Here is a 20276-nt window from a genome sequence, read left to right on the forward strand (position 1 = left end):
TTTGATGGCTTCTTCCGTGCTCGCTGGTTTGACCCTGCTCGTGATTGGCGAAAGCCACATGAGTTTTCCCGACTCGCTGATGAACCCGCTGTATGACAACCTGACCCAGCAGGGTGCCCAGGTGCATGCGATCGGCGCCTGTGGTGCCAACCCGGCGGACTGGGTCACGCCGAAACTCAAGCTCGACTGCGGCGCGACCCGCGACCCGGGCGAGAAGATCAAGGTGATGAGCCGTGGCACCATGGACACCCAGCCGATCAAGGACGTGATCGCCAAGGACAAGCCGGACCTGGTGGTGCTGATCATGGGTGACACCATGGCCTCCTACAAGACCACGCCGTTTCCCAAGGTCTGGGCCTACCAGAGCGTGACCGCGCTGACCAAGCAGATCGCCGACAGCGGCGCCAAGTGCGTCTGGGTCGGGCCGGCCTGGGGCAAGGCCAACGGCAGCAACACCAACGAGAACACCTACGGCAAGAACCAGGTGCGCACCCAACTGGTCGCCGGCACCCTGGCGAACATGGTCGCACCGTGCACCTACATCGACTCGACCAAGTTCTCCAAGCCGGGCGAGTGGATCACCTCCGACGGCCAGCATTTCACCATCGCCGGCTACAAGGCCTGGGCGGCGGCGATCGGCAAATCCATCAGCGAACTGCCGGCCAGTGCCGTGAAGGGAGCCAAATAAGTGAAACGGACTTTCGGTCTTGTCGGCGGTCTGCTCGGGGCCGCGCTGATTGCGCCGGCGTTCGCTGCGCAGATTGCGCTGTACCCCACCGGTCCTTCCCAGGACTCGGCCTACCTGCGTTTCGTCAACGTCTCCGCCAGCCCCCTGGAGCTGACGCCGGACGGCGCCAAGACCAGCCTGAAACTCGAAGGCGACAAGGTCGTCAGTGACTTCATCCCGGTGCCCGGTGGCCAGGCGATCAAGGGCACCCTGAGCCGTGACGGCCACAAGGCTGCACTGGAGGCGAAGGTCGCGGCTGGCGATTTCGCCACGGTGTTCGCCCTGGACGATGGCCACCAGGGCATTCGCCAACTGGTGGTCAACGAAGCCTTCGACATTCCCAACCAGCTCAAGGCTTCGCTGGCGCTGTTCGATGCCGAGTCCGGCTGCGCCGAGGCCAAGGTCAACCTGGCCGGACGCGATGTCGACCTGTTCCAGAAGGCGCCGGCGGGCAACCCGCGGCGCCAGGAGCTCAACCCACGGGGCTCGCTGGCGGTCCAGCTGATCTGTGCCGGCAAGCCGGTCGGTGCGGCGGTCGAACTGGGCGCGCTGGAAGCCAACAAGCGCTACAGTCTGTTGATACTGCCTTCGTCGACGGGGCCGCGTCTCATTACCGCCACGGACAGCGTGTCCAACTGAATCGGAAGCACCCGTCGCCATGGTTTTCGCCTCGCTCGAGTTCCTGACGCTGTTCCTGCCTGCGTTCCTGCTGGTCTATGCCCTGGCAAGACCGGCCTGGCGCAACGTGATCCTGCTGATCGGCAGTTGGCTGTTCTATGGCTGGCTGAGTCCGTTGTTCCTGTTCCTGCACATGGTGCTGACCGTGCTCGCCTGGGTCGGTGGCCTGCTGGTCGACCGCTCGCGGGAGGACGGCCGCGGGCGGATGCGCCTGCTGGTGGCGTTGATCGTGATCAACACCGCCGTGCTCTGCTGGTACAAGTACGCCAACATCCTGGCCGGTACCTGGAACGAGCTGATCACCTGGTACGGGGCCATGCCCATGGAATGGCAGAAGGTGGCGCTGCCGGCGGGGCTGTCGTTCATCGTGCTGCAGGCGATTTCCTATCTGGTCGACGTGCATCGGCACGTGGTGCCGGTAGAGCGCAGTTTCATCAACTACGCGACCTACATCTCCATGTTCGGCCACTCGATCGCCGGTCCCATCATTCGGTATGACTGGGTCCGCCGGGAGCTCAACCAGCGCTATTTCAACTGGCTGAATTTCTCCCTGGGCGCGCGCCGGTTCATGATCGGCATGTGCATGAAGGTGCTGGTGGCGGACACCCTGTCACCTCTGGTCGATGTGGCCTTTCACCTGGAAAATCCGTCGTTCGTCGATGCCTGGATCGGCTGCCTGGCGTACTCGCTGCAGCTGTTCTTCGACTTCGCCGGCTACAGCGCCATGGCCATTGGCCTGGGGCTGATGCTGGGCTTTCACTTCCCGGAAAACTTCAACCGGCCGTACCTGGCCTACAGCATCCAGGACTTCTGGCGGCGCTGGCACCTGTCGTTGTCCAGCTGGTTGCGCGATTACCTGTACATCTCGCTGGGAGGCAATCGCAAGGGCACTTGGAATACCTATCGCAACCTGTTCCTGACCATGGCGATCGCCGGCCTGTGGCACGGAGGCGACAGCTGGAACTACCTGTTGTGGGGCTCGGCCCATGGTGTGGCGCTGTGTATCGACCGCGCCTGGTCGCGATCGAGTCTGCCGGGCCTGCCGCTGTGGGCTTCGCACACCGCGACGCTGTTGTTCGTCTGCCTGGCCTGGACACTGTTCCGTTCCCCGGATTTCGCCACGGCGCTGAGCATGTACGGCGGGCAGTTCGGCCAGCACGGTTTTGCCCTCGGCGACGCGTTGGCGGTGACCCTGCGGCCGGTGCACGGCCTGGCGGCGTTGCTCGGGGTGGTGTGTATTCTCGCGCCGTTGTTGCAGACGCGTTGTGAAAGACGATTCGCCGGCAGTGCGTGGTTTGCGCTGGCTGCGGCCCTCTGGCCCGTGCTCGGGTTCATGCTGTCGTTCGCTCTGATCGCCAGCCGTGAAGCCGTGCCTTTTCTGTACTTCCAGTTCTGATGACCAAGCCAACGCAATCCCCGTCGACCGCACCCACGCCCCCCACGGAGCTGGCGCTACGCGTCAGCCCGTTGGCGGGGGTGATCTTCACGCTGTTTCTGGCGCTGGGCCTGGCGTCCTGTGTCTGGCTGATGGTCAGGGGCAAGCTCGAATTCCTGCCCAAGACCGTCACCCAGGACATGCTGTTGCACGGCGAGATCACCCACCGTTTCGCCAAGACCCTGTCCGATGCGCCCGCGCCGAAGCAGGCGGCCGACCTGGAGCGCGCTGGCAGCTGGCTGGCCTTCGGCGATCTTGGCCCACGGGTTCGCGAAGGCTGCCCGGGCTGGCTGTTCCTCACCGATGAGCTGCGCCTGAACCGCAATGCCGCGCTCAATGCCCGGGCCAAGGTCCGGGCGGTGAGCGAGTTGCAGCAGGCATTGGGCAGGCGCGGTATCCAGTTGGTGGTGGCGGTGGTGCCGGACAAGAGCCGGATCGTCGCCAGCCAACTGTGCAAGCTGAGTCGCCCGGCCGTGCTGGCGCCGCGCATCGATGAATGGCTGGGATCATTGCAGGGGGCGGGTGTCACCGCCCTGAACCTGACCCCGACCCTGCAGGCGGTCGGCGAGTCGGCCTACCTGCGCACCGATACCCACTGGAGCGAAGCCGGGGCGAAGGCGGCGGCGGAGCAGGTGGCCCGGATGATCGCCGGATTGAAGTTCGAGCCGACGCCGCGCAAGCACTTCGACCTGACGACCCAGCCGAGTGCCGTGCGGCCGGGGGATCTGGTGCGTCTGGCGGGTATCGACTGGCTGCCGACGGCGTTGCAGCCGCGGATCGAGAACGTCGCGGCGACGCAGATCAAGGAACGGGCCGAGGAGGCCGCCGGTGGCGACAACCTCGACGATCTGTTCGGCGACGGCAACCTGCCGAATACCGCGCTGATCGGCACCTCGTTCTCGCGCAACTCGAACTTCGTCGGCTTTCTCGAAGCGGCACTCGGTGCCCCGGTGGGCAATTTCGCCCAGGATGGCGGCGAGTTCTCCGGGGCGGCCAAGGCCTACTTCGAGAGCCCGGCGTTCACCCAGACACCGCCGAAGCTGATCGTCTGGGAGATTCCCGAGCGGGATCTGCAGACGCCCTATGATGGCAATGCGCGGCTGCCCTGAGGGCAGCACAAGCGCATCAGAGGATCATTGCCCCCGCCCGTCCAGACTCGACCACGAACTGCTTGAGCGTCGACACTGTCGCCCGCGGATCGGCCCGTTCGGAAATCGCCCGGAAGCTGGTGGTCATCCTTCCCGGCTCCAACTCGACCGACACATACCCATGCTGGCGGCTGTCGAAAAACCGTACATGGGGATTGAACGGCAGCACCGCGTTGAACAGCTCGAACGGCGGCCCGTCGGAGGTCACCGACGTGCCGATGAACTCGGTGGCGACGATCTTCGAATCCGGATTCTCGCCGTCGAGATGCAGGTCGGTGGTCCAGAACGAGTGGATATCGCCACCCCAGAACACCGGGTTGTTCACCTTCGTGCGTTCGATGGATTGCAGCACCCGGTCACGGGTGGCGGCGTAACCGTCCCAACCATCGGTCCAGTGCCCCAGTTCCTGGGTGGCCGGGTTGCGCTGCAGGATCGGGGCGACCAGCAGATCCTGGGCGATCACGTTCCAGCGTGCCGTCGAGCGGGCGAAGCCCTGGTCCAGCCAGGCTTCCTGTTCCCAACCGAGCATGGTGCGTTTCGGGTCGCGCAGGTCGACGCAGTCGGGCGCGGCGACATGCCCCTGGCGGCTGCGGCTGGGTGGGATGCACGGTTGCTCGGAGCGGTACTGGCGACCGTCGAGAATGTGGAACTGCGCCAGTTGACCATAGTCGAGCCGGCGGTAGATGCGCATGCCCGGGCCCCGGGGCAGGCTGCTGGCACGTAGCGGCATGTGTTCGTAGAACGCCTGGTAGGCCGCCGCCCTCTGCCTGAGGAATGCCTGTGGTGGGATGTTCGGGTCCTGCGACCACTGGTTGGCGTAGTCGTTTTGTACCTCGTGGTCGTCCCAGGTCGCCGCGCAGGGCGCGCAGGCATGCAGCACCTGCAGGTCCGGGTCGGTCCGGTACAGTGCGTAGCGGTTGCGGTAGTCCACCAGGGTCCTGGCGTTGCCGGCACCGTGAGAGCGGATGACCTTTCCGGGATCGGTATAGGAACTGTCGTAAATGTAATCGCCGAGGAAAAACACCAGGTCCGGTTGTTCGGCGGCGAGGTGGCGGTAGGCGCTGAAGTACCCGCGCTCCCAGTGGGAACAGGAGACGAAGCCCAGCCGCGCCGAGGTCAGCGCCTGCAGCGCCGGTGCTGTGCGCGACTGGCCTACCGGGCTCTGGGCGCCGAGGCTTTCGAACTGATACCAGTAGGGGCGGCCAGACTCCAATCCGGCGACCTCGACATGCACCGAATGGGCGAAGCGGCTGTCGGCCATCACCTCGCCGCGCCGGACGACCTGGCGCATGGCGGCGTCCGTCGCCACCTGCCAGCGCACCGGCACCGGCCGTTCCAGGCCGCCACGGCCGTCGACGGCATTGAACCGCGGGGCCAACCGCGTCCAGATGACGAAGCCGTCGGGCAATGGGTCGCCCGAGGCAACACCGAGGGTGAAGGGATAGTCGACCCCGGCACTGCGGGCGAACGGGCTGAGGATCGACAGCACCGCTGCGCCGGCGATGCCGCCGAGCAGGCGCCGGCGGTCCAGGTCGATCGGCCCTGTGTCCTGTTGTTGCACAACACTATCGCTCATGGAAAAAACTCGCGGGTTCAGTCAAAGGGGTTGCCAATGGTCACGCAGGAGTCCGTGCCGAAGCATATGGTTATGTACCGTTTCAAACGGCGGTCACCGTTATCCCGGAGGCACCGGACGAGGTTGTCCGAGGCAGGTATCGGGGAGTCCATTTGAGAAAAGTTTTCAAGAGTGCCCCTCCCGGGTTTCAGTTTCATTACGCGTCGGAAATGCTCTGTAATGGTTTGTAATGTCCGTCCTAGAGCCTTCAAAACGTAAATTAAAGTTAACCGATCGGTCATTTTTCGTTGCTAGCTTGGCGCCCCTAATCAACAAGGGGCCGCCGAATGAGAACCTGGGACGAACCTAAAAAGCGCAAGGCGCACATCGAACTGATCCCGATGATCGACGTGATGATGTTCCTGCTGGTGTTCTTTGTGCTGGTCAGCCTGAACGTGATTCCGGCGCTCGGCATGAAGACCCAACTGCCGAGTGCCAGCAGTTCGCAGCAGCTCAAGCCGCAGAACAAATTCATCCTCACCCTGGGCGCGGACGGCCAGTTGCAACTGGACGGCAAGGACATGACCGTCGAGGCCCTGGTGCCGGCGCTCAAGGCCGCCGAGAAGCCCGACAGCAAGTCGACGATCATCGTCAACAGCGACAAGGGCGTGGAAGTCGCCCGCCTGGTGGAAGTCATGGACACCTTGCGTCTGGGTGGCTTCACGTCCGTCTCCATTGCCACGCGCAAGTCCTGATCATGTACATCCTGTTTCGTGCACGTCAGCTGCTGGGCAGTGTCCCGGCCCTGATCGCCCTGGCGCTGGTGATCCTGGGGATCGCGTCGCAGCCGTTGAAGGTCCAGCCGGTCTACGACGAGTCGGCGGTGGAACTGGCCCTGGTCGAGCCTGAGCCGCGAGGGGTTCCCGAGCCGGTGGTGGAAGAACCGCCACCGCCGCCGGTGATCGAGGACGAGGAGGCCGAACCCGCGCCTCCTCCGCCGCCGCCAAAGCCGCAACCCAAACCGTTGCCCAAGCTGGAACCCAAGCCCAGGCCAACGCCGAAACCGGTGGCCAAGCCGACGCCGACTCCGGTGCCGGCCAAACCGGTGGAAACCAAGCCGGCTGCCGAACCGGTCATCGCCAAGACCCCGACGCCGCCGGCTCCGCCCGCGCCGCCGAAGGTCGACAGCCAGGCCCTGGAAAGCGGCTACCTCAAGGGCCTGCGCAACGAGTTGGACACCTTCAAGCAGTACCCCACCGGACGCCAGGCCTCCCTCGAACGCCCCAGCGGCGACGTGGTGGTCTGGTTGCTGGTGGACCGGCAGGGCCGCGTTCTCGACTCGGGGATCCAGACCCCGGCCGCGAGCATGCTGCTCAACCGGGCCGCGACCAACAGCCTGCACCGCATCAGGCAGGTCAAGCCTTTCCCCGAGCAAGCCTTTGGCGGACGCAACGAGCAACGCTTCACCGCCACTTTCAATTACAGCGTGCAGTAGGCACCTATAACCAGGAATAGAGTGATGAGGTTTACAAGGATTCATCTGGCACTCGTTGCCGCGAGCATGGGCCACGGCATGGCCATGGCCGACACCACCGCCAGCGACGTCGGCGTGATCGGCGTGCAGGGCAAGGCGACCGCGGGCGGCGGTTACATGGTCCAGGAGGACAGCATCAAGGGGCGCTCCACCGTGACCAAGGAGGCGCTGGACAAGCAGACCGCCACCGGCAACGCCATCGACAAGCTCAAGTACACCCCGGGCCTGAACATCTCCAGTGAAGACGCCACCGGCCTGGGCAGCTTCCGCTTCACCATGCGCGGCCTCAACTCCGACCAGGTCGGCATGTCCATCGATGGCATGCCGATCAACGACTCCGGCAACTACGCGTTGTACGCCAACCTGCTGGGCGACCCGGAGAACATCGAACAGATCTTCGTCACCCAGGGCTCTTCCGAGGCCGACGGCCCGCACATCGGTTCCAGCGGCGGCAACATCGGCGTGGTGACCATTCGCCCGACCAAGGAAACCGGCGCCTTCGTCAAGCAGGTGGTCGGCAGCCATGCCACCACCAAGACCTTCGCCCGCCTGAACACCGGTGAAATCAACGGCCTGAGCAACTGGCTGTCGGTCTCCCACACCGAAGGCCAGAAGTGGCGCGGCGCAGGTGCCGAGCGTGCCGACAAGGTCGAGTGGAACAGCTTCTTCGACATGGGCGGCGGCAACACCGCGAACCTGATCCTCAAGTACCATGAGCAGGAAAACACCAGCTACAGCCAGCTGACCAAGGCGCAGTTCCAGAAGTACGGACGCAGCTACGACCCGTATCCGCAGACGCCGGCCTTGGGCAGCAACGGCAAGATCAACAGCTACTACGGCCTGGCACTGAACCCGTTCCAGACCTTCACCGGCGTGCTCAACACCCAGTTCAAGCTGGCCGACAATCTCTCGCTGTCGGTGATCCCGTACTACTACTGGGGTAACGGCAGTGGTGTCGGCAGTTCGGCCTATGCCCTCAACAGCGGTTCGAACGCCGGTGGCGTGTTCGACCTGAGCAACCTGCCCACTGGCGCCCAGTACAACGCTGACGGTACACCGAACAATGGCGTGTACTACCGGCCGTCGCGGACCCAGACCTGGCGTCCAGGCATCACCACCAAGCTGAACTGGGACCTGGGCGACCACAGTCTGCAGTTCGGCTACTGGTACGAGCGCGCCCGCCAGAGCCAGACCCAGCCGTTCATCCGCATCAAGTCCAACGGCAAGCCGGAGAGCATCTGGCCGGATTCCGACTACGTGGTCGATGCCAACGGCAACACCGTGCAGGGGCGCGACCGCTTCACCGTGACCCCGGCACAGAAGGTCTGGGCCCAGGACACCTGGTACTTCACCCCGGACTGGACCCTGGTCGCCGGCCTGGCCTACATGAACGTCAAGCGGGACGGCACCAACCATGGCAGCCTCACCGAGCAACCGGAAAAGCGCAACCAGACCTATACCAAGCTGCTGCCCAACGCCGGCCTGAAATATCAGCTCGATGAGTACGACCAGTTGTTCTACAGCCTGTCGCGCAACATGCGCGTACCGCAGAACTACGTGCTGTACGACAAGGGCGCCGGCTCCATCGACGCCAAGCCGGAAACCAGCTGGAACCACGAACTGGGCTGGCGCTACACCAAGGACGACATGACCGTCGCCGCGACCCTGTTCTACATGCAGTTCGAGAACCGCCAGGTGTCGTCCAAGGACATCAACGGCGACTTCGCCGACATCAACGCCGGCAACGTCGACAACAAGGGCCTGGAACTGGAGTGGAGCGGCCTGCTGCCCCATCACTTCAACTTCTACACCTCGTACACCTACACCCGGGCCGAGCAGAAGGACGATCTGACCGTCTACAACGCCGGCAAGGCGATCCTGCTGCCGACCGCTGGCAAGCAGTTCGCCAACGTGCCGAAGAACATGCTGGCGGCCAACATCGGTTACGACGACGGCCTGTTCTACGGCACCTTCGGGGGCAAGTACACCAGCAAGCTGTATGGCGACCTGACCAACGACGAGGCGATCTCCGGGCGCACCGTGTTCAACCTCGGCGCCGGTATCTACCTGCCGGTGGACAAGAAGGTGGTCAAGGACGCGACCCTGCGCCTGAACGTCGACAACCTGTTCGACAAGAAGTACCTGGACGGCGTGTACACCACCAAGACCAACTCGGCGACCTACGGCGGTTTCCGCGATGGCGACCCGGCCTACATCGTCGGCCTGGACCGCACCGTGACCGTCTCGCTGGAGGCGAATTTCTGATGTCTGTCCCATCCGCTACAGAGGTAACCCGCCAATGGACATGAACACGCTTCACGAGATCACGTTCTATGTGATGTACGCCGCCCTGGCGATCGCGATCTTCATCGCCATCGAGCGCGCCATCTACTTCGCCTATGTCCGCCGCCAGGCCCGCGGGCTGATGGAGGCCCTGGGCTCCCATGTGCACAGCGAGAAGGACCTGCCGCCGGAACTGACCCGCCGCGACAGCCTGCCGCTGGACATGGCCAGCGCCGTGCTGGCGCAGAAGGCCAGCCACGGTACGCGCAAGGACCTGGACGATGTGATCGACACCCAGTATCTGGCCAGCCGCGCACCGCTGGCCCGCAGCCTGTGGATCATCGAGACCATCACCACGGCGGCGCCGCTGCTGGGGCTGCTGGGCACGATCCTCGGCATCATCGATACCTTCAAGGCGCTGGCCAGTGCCGGCGTGTCCGACCCGGGGCAGATCTCCGGGGGCATCGGCACGGCACTGTTCGCCACCGGGCTGGGGATCGCCATCGCGCTGTTCTGCGTGGTGTTCCACAACTTCTTCCAGGACAGCCTGGAGCGCCTCAACGACCAGCTCAAGATGCTGCTGATCCGCGCGGCGACCGGTGCCCGTGTGCAGGATGAAGTGCCGCAGCGGGCCAGCAGCCCTGCGCAGCTGCAAAGGGCTTGAGCCCCCGGCATCCGGTGTCGATCGTTCCCGCGCTCCCGCGTGGGAACGCCTGCCCGGATGCCTCGCGTGCGCTTCTGCCGGCCAGGTATCGAATGACTGGCGGCTGCAGTCCTCAGGCACGCTGCGTCAGATCTTCCTGTACGAGGCCATCATGTCACTCACTCAGAATTATCCCATGACGCGCCTGCGCGTCGCCTTGGCCGCCACGCTCGGCCTGTTGCTCAGTCCGCTGGTCCAGGCGGATTTCTCCATTCCCGGTATCGAGCTGGTGCACACTGTGCCCTTGGCCACCGAACTCGCCAGCCCCGACCTGCGCCAGCCTGGCCCGGTATGGATCGAGTTGTTCGACGGTGCCAAAAGCCGCATCGATATCGGCCAGTTCTATGCCGCCGACCACCCCGGCTCGGTGATGGACAAGGTCATCGAAAGCCTCGAGGCCGCCGGCAAGCGCGGAGTGAAGATCCGTTTCCTGCTGGAAGAGAAGGGCCTCAGGCTCTCCGATCAGGCCACCCTGGAGCGGCTGCGCAAGATCCCCCACCTGACCTTCCGTGTGCTGCCCTATGCCCACGTGGGCGGCGGCATCATCCACGCCAAATACATGGTGGTGGATGGCAGGCAGGCTTTCGTCGGCAGCCAGAATTTCGACTGGCGCTCGCTGGAGCACATTCATGAAACCGGCCTGCGTATTACTGATGAAACCCTCGTCGGCCAGGTTCAGGCGATCTTCGACCAGGACTGGAATGCCCAGGCCGCTCTGAGCGAGAAAAAACCGGTGCCGTTGCCCAAGGCCGGCAAGGAGCCGGCGCGCAGCGGCAATTACCTGGTCGCCAGCCCGCAGCGCTACAACCCGCCGGGTGTCGGCGATTCACAACAGGAACTGCCGCGCCTGCTGGCCGAGGCCCAGCATGAGGTACGGGTGCAACTGCTCGACTATGCGCCGCTGTCCTACGGGCCGGACAAGACCCGCCCGTACTATCCAGTGATCGATAACGCGCTGCGCGCTGCGGCGGCCCGGGGTGTTGCGATCAAGCTGATGGTCTCCGACTGGAACACCGGCGCGCCGGAAGTCGCCTACCTCAAGAGCCTGGCGGTACTGCCCAACGTCCAGGTCAAGATCGTGACCTTGCCCCAGGCCCCGCAGGGCTTCATTCCCTACGCGCGGGTTATCCACAGCAAGACCCTGGAGATCGACGGGCAGGTGGCCTGGGTCGGCACCAGCAACTGGCTGGGCGGCTACCTCGACAACTCGCGCAACCTCGAAGTGGTGATGCACGACAAGGCGATGGCCGAGCGCATCGGCGCCTTGCACGAGCAGTTGTGGGATGGGCCCTACGCTTGGCCGCTGGACGTGGCGCGGGATTATCCACCGCCGCATCCGGGGACGCCTTGAGTGCTACTGTGGCGGCTGTCACAGGCTGCGCCGCTGGCTGGGCACGATCAAAAAAGGGGACCGTGTGGTCCCCTTGTTCTTCAGGCAGATGATCAGGCCGTGCGCGGCGAGCCCTTCGCCACCCGCAGGCGGTACAGCCCGTAGATGAACAGTACCCACACCGGCATCACGTAGACCGACACGGCGATGCCCGGGATCATCAGCATCACGCCGAGGATCAGCGCGACGAAGGCCAGGCACAGGTAGTTGCTCAGCGGCGTCCAGAACGCCTTGAAGCCAGGCACCACGCCCTGTTGCTCCATGGCCTTGCGGAATTTCAGGTGGGTCAGGCTGATCACGATCCAGTTGATGATCAGCGACGCGACCACCAGCGCCATCAGCAGCTCCAGCGCTTCATGGGGGGCGACGTAGTTGACCACCACGCAGAGCAGGGTGACCAGCGCCGACACACCGATGGCACGAACCGGCACGCCCTGCTTGTTCAGCTTCAGCAGCGACTTCGGCGCATCGCCTTGCTCGGCCAGGCCGAACAGCATGCGGCTGTTGCAGTACACGCCGCTGTTGTACACCGACAGGGCGGCGGTCAGGACCACCACGTTGAGGATCTGCGCCGCGGTATCGCTGCCGATCAGGGCGAAGATTTGCACGAACGGGCTGCCGCTGTAGGCGTCGCCGGAAGCGCCGAGGGTGACCAGCAGTTGGTCCCACGGATACAGCGACAGCAGTACGGTCAGCGCGCCGACGTAGAAGATCAGGATGCGCAGGACCACCTGGTTGATCGCCTTGGGGATCACCTTGCGCGGCTCGCTGGCCTCGGCGGCGGTGATGCCCACCAACTCCAGGCCACCGAAGGAGAACATGATGAAACACAGCGCCATCAGCAGGCCGCTGACGCCGTTGGGGAAGAAACCGCCATGGCTCCACAGGTTGCTGACCGTGGCCTGCGGACCGCCGGCGCCGCTGACCAGCAGGTAGCCGCCAAGGGCGATCATGCCGACGATGGCCACCACCTTGATGATCGCGAACCAGAACTCGGCTTCACCGAAGGTCTTCACGTTGGTCAGGTTGATCAGGTTGACCAGCACGAAGAACACTGCCGCGCTGACCCAGGACGGGATTTCGGGCCACCAGAACTGCACGTACTTGCCCACTGCGGTGAGTTCGGCCATGCCCACCAGCACGTAGAGCACCCAGTAGTTCCAGCCACAGAGAAAGCCCGCGTAACCGCCCCAATACTTGTGGGCGAAGTGGCTGAAGGAGCCGGCGACCGGTTCCTCGACGATCATCTCGCCCAGCTGGCGCATGATCAGGAAAGCGATGAAACCGCAGATCGCGTAGCCCAGGATCATTGCCGGACCCGCCGACTTAAGCACCCCGGCGGAGCCGAGGAACAGCCCGGTACCAATCGCCCCACCCAGGGAAATCAGCTGGATATGGCGGTTTTTCAAGCCGCGCTTGAGCAAACCCGGTGTCAGGTTTTCACCCGTCATTGCTTCACCTTCTCTAGTTTTTCTTCTCAGCGGGGCCCTGAGTGGATCAGGTCTGCAACCGGTACTGAGTGCTCGACATAAGCGGCGTGGATATTAAATCCCGAAGATGGGGGGCTCAAGTATTACGCGGGTTCGAGGGCAAATTAGGCACTGATTCGGAGGTTTTCGACAGCCAAATGGTACAGATGCTGAAAGTATTGACGATATTGGCTGCCGTATCCGGTAAATGCTGCAGGGATTGCCATGTGATTGGCTTTCTCCTGGTGTGAGTGCCTGCGCCGTCGTTGTCGTGTTTTTGCTTGATCGAATGGGGCGCTGATATATAGTTCTGTTGAATTCGGCATAAACATGCATAGTCAGGCGAAGTCATGCAAAACCACCATTCCTCCTCCGAATTGCCCCCTGTGCGGCGGCAGAAGATCCTGCTGTTGCTGGAGCGCGACGGCAAGGTCATGGCTTCGGACTTGAGTCTGCATTTCGCGGTGTCTGAAGACACCATCCGCCGGGACTTGGCCGAACTGTCCCAGGCCGGCCTGTTGCAACGGGTGCATGGCGGTGCCTTGCCCCGGCCCAAGGACACCGGCAAGGACTACTTCACCCGGATCGCCGAGACCAACGAGGTGAAACGGCATCTGGCCCAATTGGCGGTGCGACGGATCGAGGAGGGGCAGATCGTCCTGTTCGATTCCGGCAGTACCACCTTGCAGATCGCCCAGTCATTGCCGGCGGGCCTGTCCATCACCGCCGTCACCTGTTCGCCGATGATTGCCATGACCCTGGCCGAGCATCAGGGCGTCACGGTGATTCTTGCCGGTGGCACGCTGAACCCCGCCACCATGGCGGTCGACGGCCATGAGGCGGTGCGGCTGATCCAGGGGATCAAGGCGGACCTGCTGTTTACCGGCGTCTGCGCGATTCATCCGCAAGTCGGCATCAGCTGTGCGCGCTACGAGGAACTGGCGGTGAAGCAGGCGCTGCTCGACAGCGCCTCCCATGTGGTGGCCGTCACCACGGCGGACAAGCTCGGTGCGGTGGAGCCTTTTGTAGTGGGACCTTGTGCGCGGTTGCAGACGATGATTACCGAGCAGCATCTGATGGACGATGTCGAGGCCTATCGACGGTTGGGGATCGAGGTGGTGCAGGCGCAGATCTGAGTGCTCGTCGTTCCAGCGCTCGATTTTCGTCTCCGGCAAGGTATGCTGGCGGCTTCTCACCCGCTTTGCATTCCGATGTTCCTGCGAGTCGACGGCGTTCCATGATGACCCACCTTGCCCTGTTCCTCTGCACCCTCGTCGCGATGGAAGGTGTCGGCTACCTGGCGCACCGGTACGTCATGCACGGCTGGGGCTGGTTCCTGCACCGCTCGCACCATGAGGAACACCTGGGGGCTTTCGAGACCAACGATATCTATCTGCTGGTGTTGGCGGCGGTGGCTGTGAGCCTGATCGTGGCGGGGAACAGCGGGCATGATCCCTTGCAGTGGATCGGTGCCGGTGTGGCAGCCTTCGGGATCATCTATGTGGTGGTGCATGACGGCATCGTGCATCGCTACTGGCCGTTTCGGCCGCGACCACGCAATCGTTACCTCAAGCGCCTGTATCAGGCGCACCTGCTGCATCATGCGGTGAAGGGGCGTGAGAACAGTGTGTCGTTCGGCTTTCTTTATGCGCCGCCGTTGCGAACGCTGAAACGGCAGTTGCGCGAGTCGCGACAGGCCGTGCGCATTCGTCTCGATCATGCCGCCAGCGATGAGGCCCGCCGCGTCCAGGCTGCTAGCCCGTTGCAGGCTGATGCCGAGATGTAATCTTGTGGAATGCCCCCTGGCCTGCTCTCACAGGCCAGGGGGCCAGTGCCTTCCTAGGCCTCCCAACCCGCCCCACTGACCGCTGCCCGCGCCAGCGGATGCAGCTCAGCACCCGGGTGCTCGATCTGCCAGGCCAGCAATTCCTTGCGCATGCCGGGTGTCCAGAACATCTGCAGGTGATTGCGCACGCCGAGCACGGCCTGTTGCGGATCCGGTTCGCTGGAGAAGTACTGGGCGATCTGGTTGGCCATCTTGATCAGGTTGTCGGTGCTCATCGGCGGACCTCCGCTCGGGTTCCGGTTTCGCGTGCCTGGCGGCGTTCCTCCAGCAGGCGCTGCTGCTCGTCGCTGAACGCCTGGTAGCGTTTCTGCCATTCCGAAGGCTGGTAGACGCGGCTGACCTCGACGGCAGTGACCTTGTATTCCGGGCAGTTGGTGGCCCAGTCGGAGTTGTCGGTGGTGATGACGTTGGCCCCCGACTCCGGGAAGTGGAAGGTGGTGTACACCACCCCCGGGGCAACCCGCTCGGTCACCCGTGCCCGCAGCACGGTCTGGCCTGCACGACTGCCGATGCCGACCCAGTCGCCTTCGCTGATGCCCCGGCTCTCGGCATCGGTGGGGTGGATTTCCAGGCGGTCCTCATCATGCCAGGCGACGTTTTCGGTGCGCCGGGTCTGGGCGCCGACGTTGTATTGGCTGAGGATGCGGCCGGTGGTCAGCAGCAGCGGGTAGCGGCTGTTGACCTTTTCCTCGGTGGGCACGTAGCCGGTGATCATGAAGCGCCCCTTGCCACGCACGAACTCTTCGATGTGCATGGTCGGTGTGCCGTTCGGTGCCGCGTCGTTGCACGGCCATTGCAGGCTGCCGTGGCGTTCCAGGGCCGCATAGCTGACGTGAGTGAAGGTCGGCGTCAGGCTGGCGATTTCATCCATGATCTGCGACGGGTGCTGATAGTTCATCGGGTAACCCAGGGCGTTGGCCAGGGCCACGGTGCCTTCCCAGTCGGCCTTGCCTCCCAGCGGTTCCATGACCTTGCGCACCCGCGAGATGCGGCGCTCGGCGTTGGTGAAGGTGCCGTCCTTTTCCAGGAACGAACTGCCCGGCAGGAACACGTGGGCGAACTTGGCGGTTTCGTTGAGGAAGATGTCCTGCACCACCACGCATTCCATGGCCGACAGCGCTGCGGTGACGTGCTGGGTATTCGGGTCGCTCTGGGCGATGTCCTCGCCTTGGCAGTACAGGCCCTTGAAGTGGCCGGCCAGGGCGGACTCGAACATGTTGGGGATGCGCAGGCCCGGATCGGGTTGCAAGGTGACGTTCCAGGCCTGTTCGAACTGGCTGCGCACCGCTGCGTTGGAGATATGCCGGTAACCGGGCAGCTCATGGGGGAAGGAGCCCATGTCGCAGGAACCCTGCACGTTGTTCTGCCCGCGCAGCGGGTTCACGCCGACGCCCTCGCGGCCGATATTGCCGGTGGCCATGGCCAGGTTGGCGATGCCCATGACCGAGGTGCTGCCCTGGCTGTGTTCGGTCACGCCCAGGCCGTAGTAGATGGCCGCGTTGTCGGCGTTGGCGTAGAGGCGGGCGGCAGCGCGGATGTCGTCGGCAGCTACGCCGCAGATGACCCCGAGCACGTCCGGCGAGTTTTCCGCGCGGCTGACGAACTCTTTCCAGCGGGTGAAATCAGCGCCTTCGCAACGGGCGTCGATGAAGTCCTGGTCGAGCAGGCCCTCGGTGACGATGACATGGGCCAGCGCGTTGAGCATGGCGACGTTGGTGCCCGGGCGCAGGGCCAGGTGCAGTTCGGCACGCGCATGTACGGAGTCCACCAGATCGATACGCCGGGGATCGATGACGATCAGCCGGGCACCCTGGCGCAGGCTGCGCTTGAGCTGGGAGGCGAAGACCGGGTGGGCGTCGCTGGGGTTGGCTCCCATCACGAGGATGACGTCGGCCTGCATCACCGAGTCGAAGCTCTGGGTCCCCGCCGACTCGCCCAGGGTCTGCTTCAGACCATAACCGGTGGGCGAATGGCAGACGCGTGCGCAGGTGTCGACGTTATTGTTGCCGAAGGCGGCCCGTACCAGTTTCTGCACCAGGTAGGTTTCTTCGTTGGTGCAGCGGCTGGAGGTGATGCCGCCGATGGCGTCGCGACCATATTTGTGTTGCAGGCGGCGGAACTCGCTGGCGGCGTAGGTGACCGCCTCATCCCAGCTGACCTCCTGCCAGGGGTCGTCGATGTGCTTGCGGATCATCGGTTTGGTGATGCGATCCGGGTGGGTGGCGTAGCCCCAGGCAAAGCGTCCCTTGACACAAGAGTGGCCGTGGTTGGCCTGGCCGTTCTTGTCGGGAACCATGCGTACCAGTTGGTCTCCCTTCATCTCGGCGCGGAACGAGCAGCCGACGCCGCAGTAGGCGCAGGTGGTGATGACGGCATGCTCGGGCTGGCCCAGTTCGACCACGCTTTTTTCCATCAGGGTCGCAGTGGGGCAGGCCTGCACGCAGGCGCCGCAGGACACGCATTCCGAGTCGAGGAAATTTTCGCCGCCGGCGGCGGCGACCCGCGATTCGAAGCCGCGCCCGGTGATGGTCAGGGCGAAGGTACCCTGGGTTTCTTCACAGGCGCGTACACAACGGTTGCAGACGATGCACTTGCTCGGGTCGTAGTCGAAATAGGGGTTGGAGGTGTCCTTCGTGTCGGCCAGGTGATTGTCGCCTTCATAGCCGTAGCGCACTTCCCGCAGGCCGACCTGGCCGGCGACGGTCTGCAGTTCGCAGTTGCCATTGGCCGAGCAGGTCAGGCAGTCCAGTGGGTGGTCGGAGATGTACAGTTCCATGACGTTGCGGCGCAGTGTCGCGAGTTTCGGCGTCTGAGTATGGACCACCATGCCCTCGCTGACGGGCGTCGTGCAGGACGCCGGGTAGCCGCGCATGCCGTCGATCTCCACCAGGCACAGGCGGCAGGAGCCGAAGGGTTCCAGGCTGTCGGTGGCACACAGCTTGGGAATGCTGGTGCCGAGCATGGCTGCCGCGCGCATCACCGAGGTGCCTTCGGGCACGCTGATGCTCTGGCCGTCGATGTTCAGGGTGACCTGCACCTGGCTGTCGCGGGCCGGGGTGCCCAGGTCCATATCGGTTTTCGGATCGAAGAGAGTGATCATTGATCGGCCTCCGAGGGCTGCAGACCGAAGTCGGCGGGGAAATACTTGAGGGCGCTGGCCACCGGATAGGGGGTCATGCCGCCCAATGCGCACAGCGAACCGTATTGCAGGGTGTCGCACAGGTCCTTGAGGATGATCGCCTGTTCATCGCGGCTTCCCTGGTCGGGGGCTGCCAGCAGCCGATCGATCACTTCCACGCCGCGCGTCGAGCCGATGCGGCAGGGTGTGCACTTGCCACAGGATTCCTCGGCGCAGAATTGCAGGGCGAAGCGCGCCATGCGGGCCATGTCCAGGCTGTCGTCCGCCACCACCACACCACCGTGACCGAGCATTGCGCCGATGGCGGCGAAGGCTTCGTAGTCCAGCGGTGTATCGAACTGCTCCGGGGGACCCAGGCGCCAAGGGGGCCGCCTACCTGGGCCGCCTTCAGTGGCCGGCCACTGGCGGTACCGCCACCGTAGCCTTCCACCAGTTCGCGCAGCGTCAGGCCAAAGGCCCGCTCGACCAGGCCGCCATGACGGACATTGCCGGCCAGTTGGAAAGGCAGGGTGCCCAGGGAACGACCCATGCCGTAGTCGCGGTAGAACTGTGCGCCCTTGGCCAGAATCAGCGGGACCGACGCCAGGGTGAGTACGTTGTGCACCAGCGTCGGCTGGCCGAACAGTCCGCGCAGCGCCGGGATGGGAGGCTTGGCGCGGACGATGCCGCGCTTGCCTTCGAGGGAGTCGAGCAGGGCGGTTTCCTCGCCGCAGATGTAGGCGCCGGCGCCGACCCGGACCTCGAGGTCGAAGGCCTGGCCGCTACCCAGTACATCGGCACCGAGGTAGCCGGCCTCGCGGGCGATGTCCAGCGCCTGGCGCAGTGTCGACACCGCCTGTGGATATTCCGAGCGGACATAGAGGTAGCCCTGGCTGGCACCGACCGCGAGGCCGGCGATGGTCATGCCCTCGATCAACAGGAAGGGGTCGCCTTCCATCAGCATGCGGTCGGCGAAGGTACCGGAGTCGCCTTCGTCGGCGTTGCACACCACGTACTTCTGCGTCGCCTGGGCAGCGCGGACCGTGCGCCATTTGATCCCGGCGGGGAAGGCTGCGCCACCGCGGCCGCGCAGGCCTGAATCGAACACGGCGGTAGCGGTCTGTTCACCGCCGATGGCGATGGCCCGGGCCAGCCCTTCGAAGCCACCGTGGGCCCGGTAGTCTTCCACCGACAGAGGACGGGTGATACCGGCGCGGGCGAACAGCAGGCGCTGCTGGCTTTTCAGATAAGGCAATTCTTCCACCAGCCCGAGGGCCAGGGGGTGGGCCGACGGTTCGCCCTGTAGTGCGTCGAGCAGTGAGGGGACATCGGCGGCGGTCACGGGGCCGAAGCCGAGGCGGCCCTGCGGGCTGTCGATTTCCAGCAGCGGCTCCAGCCAGTAAAGGCCGCGCGAGCTGGTGCGCTGCAGATCTAACTGCAGATTGCCTGCACTGGCCCGGGCCGTGATGGCTGCGGCGGTTTCATCGGCGCCGACGGCGCGGGCCAGGGAGTCGGCGGGTAGATAGAGGTTAGGCATCATGCGTCCTCCCGGCAGCTATCGAGCAGTGCATCCAGGCGCTCGGCGTTGAGCCGTGCGTGCACCTGGCCATCGAGCTCCAGGGCCGGTGAACAGGCACAGGCGCCCAGGCAGTACACCGGACGCAGGCTGATGCGCCCGTCGGCGCTGCTGCCGTGGTCGTCCAGTTGCAGGCGCTCGCGCAGCTGTGCCGCGAGCTGTTCGGCACCACGGCTCTGGCAGGACTCCGCCCGGCACAGGCGCAGTATGTGCCGGGCCGGGGGGAGGTACGGAAGTCATGGTAGAAGCTGATCACCCCACGGATCTCGGCCTGGCTCTGGTTCAGGGCATGAGCGATTTCGGGGATGGCGACATCGGGGATATAGCCGATGCCTTCCTGGATTTCATGAAGAATCGGCAGCAGCGCGCCCGGGGAGCCCTTGTGGCGTTCCAGCAGGCGGTTGACCAGGGGCAGGTGCAACGTCTCATCAGGCATACGGCAATCCTCACGGCTACGGACATGCCACGAGGTCGTCGGCTGTCCGAAAGTGTCGGCTGCGGCATTCACACCACGTCACGGCATCGTGGCATGTCCGGTGGCCAGGCACCCTGAGCGGGCATCTTTTTGGCCCGGTGCGGTCTTTGCCGCACCTCTTCAGGGCATAAAGTCCAGATTGCCATGGCGCCCCGGCTTTATCGGCACCAAAGCGACTTGCACGGTTCTTTCCGCGACTGCCATTGAGTATAGAAGGGGGCGTTTCAGGCGGGTGTCATGGGCACAGGGGGCGGGCAGCCCCTGCAATGGGCCGGGGCTTCGTGGCCCGGCGCCGGTATCGACCGTTGCCGGGGCGGGGATTGGCCAGGGGGCGTCAGC

At 64.4% G+C, this 20276-nt stretch carries 16 protein-coding genes and 2 pseudogenes; 12 read left to right on the forward strand and 6 right to left on the reverse strand.

Annotated features, from left to right (window positions below; translation table 11 throughout):
* Positions 1-4: 4 nt before the first annotated feature.
* From ACZ5KU_RS05265 to ACZ5KU_RS05280, 4 genes are read left to right on the forward strand one after another with little or no spacing between them, the layout of a single operon-like run.
* Positions 5-688: an SGNH/GDSL hydrolase family protein gene (locus ACZ5KU_RS05265; RefSeq protein ID WP_054057307.1), complete on the forward strand. Its 684-nt coding sequence runs from the start codon at positions 5-7 to the stop codon at positions 686-688.
* Entirely contained in the window at positions 689-1366 is a 678-nt protein-coding gene (locus ACZ5KU_RS05270) for a cell division protein FtsQ (protein WP_416771907.1), read from the forward strand. It begins immediately after the preceding gene.
* A gap of 19 nt (positions 1367-1385) precedes the next feature.
* Positions 1386-2801: an MBOAT family O-acyltransferase gene (locus tag ACZ5KU_RS05275; RefSeq protein ID WP_054057305.1), complete on the forward strand. Its 1416-nt coding sequence runs from the start codon at positions 1386-1388 to the stop codon at positions 2799-2801.
* Complete coding sequence (locus ACZ5KU_RS05280) at positions 2801-3949, forward strand: alginate O-acetyltransferase AlgX-related protein (protein WP_464736900.1); 1149 nt, start codon at positions 2801-2803, stop codon at positions 3947-3949. Before ACZ5KU_RS05275 ends, ACZ5KU_RS05280 begins: the two co-directional genes overlap by 1 nt.
* A 16-nt stretch (positions 3950-3965) precedes the next feature.
* Here ACZ5KU_RS05280 and ACZ5KU_RS05285 read toward each other — a convergent pair whose 3' ends face one another.
* Complete coding sequence (locus ACZ5KU_RS05285) at positions 3966-5564, reverse strand: alkaline phosphatase D family protein (protein WP_054057303.1); 1599 nt, start codon at positions 5562-5564, stop codon at positions 3966-3968.
* A gap of 326 nt (positions 5565-5890) precedes the next feature.
* On the opposite strand from ACZ5KU_RS05285, the gene ACZ5KU_RS05290 reads away from it, so the two are divergent.
* The 5 genes from ACZ5KU_RS05290 (at position 5891) to ACZ5KU_RS05310 (ending at position 11414) form a co-directional block, all read left to right on the forward strand.
* A complete protein-coding gene (locus ACZ5KU_RS05290; RefSeq protein ID WP_054057302.1) occupies positions 5891-6298 on the forward strand; it encodes an ExbD/TolR family protein in 408 nt (135 codons plus the stop codon).
* 2 nt (positions 6299-6300) lie between these two features.
* On the forward strand, positions 6301-7038 hold the full coding sequence (locus ACZ5KU_RS05295; protein ID WP_054057301.1) for an energy transducer TonB family protein: 738 nt from the start codon (positions 6301-6303) through the stop codon (positions 7036-7038).
* Between the two features lie 24 nt (positions 7039-7062).
* Positions 7063-9342 (forward strand): TonB-dependent receptor, encoded by a 2280-nt coding sequence (locus ACZ5KU_RS05300; protein WP_054057300.1) that lies wholly within the window; start codon positions 7063-7065, stop codon positions 9340-9342.
* Positions 9343-9376: 34 nt separating this feature from the next.
* Positions 9377-10024: a MotA/TolQ/ExbB proton channel family protein gene (locus ACZ5KU_RS05305; RefSeq protein WP_054057299.1), complete on the forward strand. Its 648-nt coding sequence runs from the start codon at positions 9377-9379 to the stop codon at positions 10022-10024.
* 175 nt (positions 10025-10199) lie between these two features.
* Positions 10200-11414, forward strand: coding sequence for a phospholipase D-like domain-containing protein (locus ACZ5KU_RS05310; RefSeq protein ID WP_416771914.1), 1215 nt, complete (start codon positions 10200-10202; stop codon positions 11412-11414).
* 92 nt (positions 11415-11506) lie between these two features.
* Here ACZ5KU_RS05310 and ACZ5KU_RS05315 read toward each other — a convergent pair whose 3' ends face one another.
* Positions 11507-12904 carry an amino acid permease gene (locus tag ACZ5KU_RS05315; protein ID WP_054057297.1) on the reverse strand — a complete coding sequence of 466 codons (1398 nt, stop codon included), beginning with the start codon at positions 12902-12904 and terminating at the stop codon, positions 11507-11509.
* Between the two features lie 368 nt (positions 12905-13272).
* Here ACZ5KU_RS05315 and ACZ5KU_RS05320 point away from each other — a divergent pair, with 368 nt between their 5' ends.
* Together ACZ5KU_RS05320 and ACZ5KU_RS05325 are read left to right on the forward strand one after the other, a co-directional pair.
* On the forward strand, positions 13273-14058 hold the full coding sequence (locus ACZ5KU_RS05320) for a DeoR/GlpR family DNA-binding transcription regulator (RefSeq protein WP_054057296.1): 786 nt from the start codon (positions 13273-13275) through the stop codon (positions 14056-14058).
* Between the two features lie 101 nt (positions 14059-14159).
* Positions 14160-14708, forward strand: coding sequence for a sterol desaturase family protein (locus ACZ5KU_RS05325; protein WP_464736901.1), 549 nt, complete (start codon positions 14160-14162; stop codon positions 14706-14708).
* A 53-nt stretch (positions 14709-14761) separates the two neighbouring features.
* On the opposite strand, the gene ACZ5KU_RS05330 is transcribed toward ACZ5KU_RS05325, so the two are convergent.
* The 4 genes and pseudogenes from ACZ5KU_RS05330 to ACZ5KU_RS05345 form a co-directional block, all read right to left on the reverse strand.
* Positions 14762-14983 carry a formate dehydrogenase subunit delta gene (locus ACZ5KU_RS05330; RefSeq protein WP_017904898.1) on the reverse strand — a complete coding sequence of 74 codons (222 nt, stop codon included), beginning with the start codon at positions 14981-14983 and terminating at the stop codon, positions 14762-14764.
* Entirely contained in the window at positions 14980-17868 is a 2889-nt protein-coding gene (fdhF, locus tag ACZ5KU_RS05335) for a formate dehydrogenase subunit alpha (RefSeq protein ID WP_054061904.1), read from the reverse strand. The genes ACZ5KU_RS05330 and fdhF overlap by 4 nt, the downstream gene beginning before the upstream one ends.
* A pseudogene (locus ACZ5KU_RS05340) lies at positions 17865-19426 on the reverse strand (formate dehydrogenase beta subunit). Before ACZ5KU_RS05340 ends, fdhF begins: the two are co-directional and overlap by 4 nt.
* Positions 19423-19817, reverse strand: a pseudogene (locus ACZ5KU_RS05345) (NAD(P)H-dependent oxidoreductase subunit E). Before ACZ5KU_RS05345 ends, ACZ5KU_RS05340 begins: the two co-directional pseudogenes overlap by 4 nt.
* Between ACZ5KU_RS05345 and ACZ5KU_RS05350 the strand changes: the two are divergent.
* Positions 19701-20015, forward strand: coding sequence for a hypothetical protein (locus tag ACZ5KU_RS05350; RefSeq protein WP_464737453.1), 315 nt, complete (start codon positions 19701-19703; stop codon positions 20013-20015). The pseudogene ACZ5KU_RS05345 and the gene ACZ5KU_RS05350 overlap by 117 nt on opposite strands.
* Positions 20016-20276 lie beyond the last annotated feature (261 nt).

This window comes from Pseudomonas sp. Tof1, from assembly GCF_055390395.1.